Annotated in this window: 1 protein-coding gene; it reads left to right on the forward strand. The window is 60.7% G+C overall.

Annotation, left to right across the window (positions count from 1 at the left end; translation table 11 throughout):
* Window positions 1-234 (forward strand): LysR substrate-binding domain-containing protein (locus OC610_RS29385; protein WP_264433390.1); only part of this gene is annotated, 234 nt, incomplete at both ends.

Raw genomic sequence — 234 nt, forward strand, 5'->3', positions numbered from 1 at the left:
CGCCGACCGTGGCCATCGAGAGTTTCCTGTCCAAGCGCCGGGAAACCACCAAGGAGCTGGCCGCCGGGCGCCTGGACTTCGCGGTCGATGCGCCGCTCAACACCGATCCGCAGGTGCGCCACGTCAAGTTGTTGGAAGACCGTTACGTGTGTGCCATGCGCAAGGGCCATCCTTTGGCAGGCAAGGAAAAGCTCAGTCTTGATGATTACCTGGCCCAGACCCATGTGCATATTT

The sequence above is a fragment of the Pseudomonas agronomica genome (assembly GCF_025917275.1).
Classification (GTDB): domain Bacteria; phylum Pseudomonadota; class Gammaproteobacteria; order Pseudomonadales; family Pseudomonadaceae; genus Aquipseudomonas; species Aquipseudomonas agronomica.